Origin of the sequence: Synechococcus sp. R55.2 (assembly GCF_047462075.1) — a bacterium.
Taxonomy (GTDB): Bacteria; Cyanobacteriota; Cyanobacteriia; order Thermostichales; family Thermostichaceae; genus Thermostichus.
The window spans coordinates 1-1755 of the sequence record NZ_JANSIH010000456.1; the positions used below are offsets into that span (position 1 = coordinate 1).

The 1755-nt window shown below is 62.3% G+C and carries 1 protein-coding gene and 1 pseudogene; one reads left to right on the plus strand and one right to left on the minus strand.

Annotation, left to right across the window (positions count from 1 at the left end; translation table 11 throughout):
- On the plus strand, positions 1-1542 hold a 1542-nt coding region (locus tag NW838_RS15630), incomplete at its 5' end, for an N-acetylmuramoyl-L-alanine amidase (RefSeq protein ID WP_414428353.1).
- A 55-nt stretch (positions 1543-1597) separates the two neighbouring features.
- Here NW838_RS15630 and NW838_RS15635 read toward each other — a convergent pair.
- Positions 1598-1755, minus strand: a pseudogene (locus tag NW838_RS15635) (RNA-guided endonuclease TnpB family protein); the annotation flags it as partial.

Here is a 1755-nt window from a genome sequence, read left to right on the forward strand (position 1 = left end):
AGCCAGCTTACGGATACCATTACCCCCTTTGTGCTGTATCTGCAGCCGGATCAGCCTCTCAGCCTCAACCAACTGCAACTGCTCACCGCCGGCCCCTCCCGCTGGGCTGTTCAATTCACCCAGGCCGGATCTCTCTCTTCTTCTCCCCCTTCATCTGCCGGCTTATTGGGAGGTTCCAGGGATCCCTTCCCGCCGTCCCCGCCTTTGCCGACACTGCCTCCCCGACGCCCGGCACCCACCCCATCTCCTCGCTCCGGCCATCAAATTTTAGAGGTATCCCCGCAAGCAGAAGGCTTTTTCATCCGTACCCAAGGCAGCCCCTCCACTACGGTGCGGCGCATCCTCGATCCGGATCGGGTAGTGGTGGATTTTCTCAACACCACCCTCAGCCCTGCCCTCACCCAGCGAGTCTACATCGTCAACCGTCTGGGGGTTGCGCGGCTACGGATCGGGCAATTTGAGCCCACCATTGCTCGGGTGGTGCTGGATGTGGATTCCTCCGGTGGCGATTGGGAAGCCCGCTACGACCCACAGCGGGGTGGGATCTGGATCCAGCCTGCCGGCGGTGCTGCCCAGGCCAGCCTTTTGCCCGAGGTCAGCTCTGTCAACAGCAGTGGGCCGCTGGCCACGTTGCAATCGGTTCAGCTCCAGGGCAACCGGTTGATCATCAGCGCCGATGGATTCATGTTCTACCGGGCCGGCTGGGATCCCGAGAGTGGTGGCTACCGCATCAACGTGGCGCCCGCTCGCCTGCCCCAGTCTATGCCGGATCCCGGCTTGCCGGTTGGAGGGCCGGTGGAGCGGATCCGCTTTGTCCAGGAAGATGCCCGCACGGTCAGCATTCTGGTGCAGCCCGCCGAGGAGTTCAATGTCTTCGAGCCCAACCCCGGCCAGGGATCCCGCCGCATTACCTTGGAGCTGCGACCTCTGAATGCTCCTCCACCAATACCTCAGCCGCAGACGCCCGGCCCTGCCTCCCCTTCCACCCCCCAATCTCTGAACCGGACGGTCATTGCCATCGACCCCGGCCACGGGGGACGGGATCCCGGTGCCATCGGGGTGGATGGGATCCAGGAGAAGGACATCGTGCTCTCCGTTGCCCACCAGGTGCAACGACTGCTGCAGGAGCGGGGGTACGGGGTGGTGATGACCCGCACCGATGACCGGGAAGTGCTGCTGCAACCGCGGGTGGATATGGCCGTTCAGGCCAATGCTGCCCTGCTGGTGAGCATTCATGCCAACGCCCTGGATCGCTCCGGCATTCACGGCATCGAGACCTATTACCTGCGACCCGATAGCGCCGAGCTGGCCGCCATCTTGCACCGCAGCTTGGTCAGGGCCACCGGTGCTGCTGACCGAGGGGTGAGACGAGCCCGCTTTTTTGTGGTGCGGGAAACACCTGTGGGTATGCCCTCCGTGCTGCTGGAGTTGGGATACGTAACCAACCCAACCGAAGGGCGAAAATTGGCTACTGCCGAATATCAGGCTATTTTGGCGCGGGCCATTGCCGATGGCATTGAGACTTTCTTGCGCAGTCGCTAGCCGTTGGCTGAGCTTGTTCATGTCTATCGGATCTCTCAATTGATCCTTAAGTAAACTACCCGGCCCTGACTGCTTCGCAGTACGGGGCGGGCTTTCGGTAGCCCTGCAGTTGGCAAGCCAACCACGGGCCTCTAGGCTGGTTTACGACAGCCCCAAGCTTGGCAATCATGTTGGCCCCATTCCAGTCCGCATCCCCTTCCCATCCACAGTGCC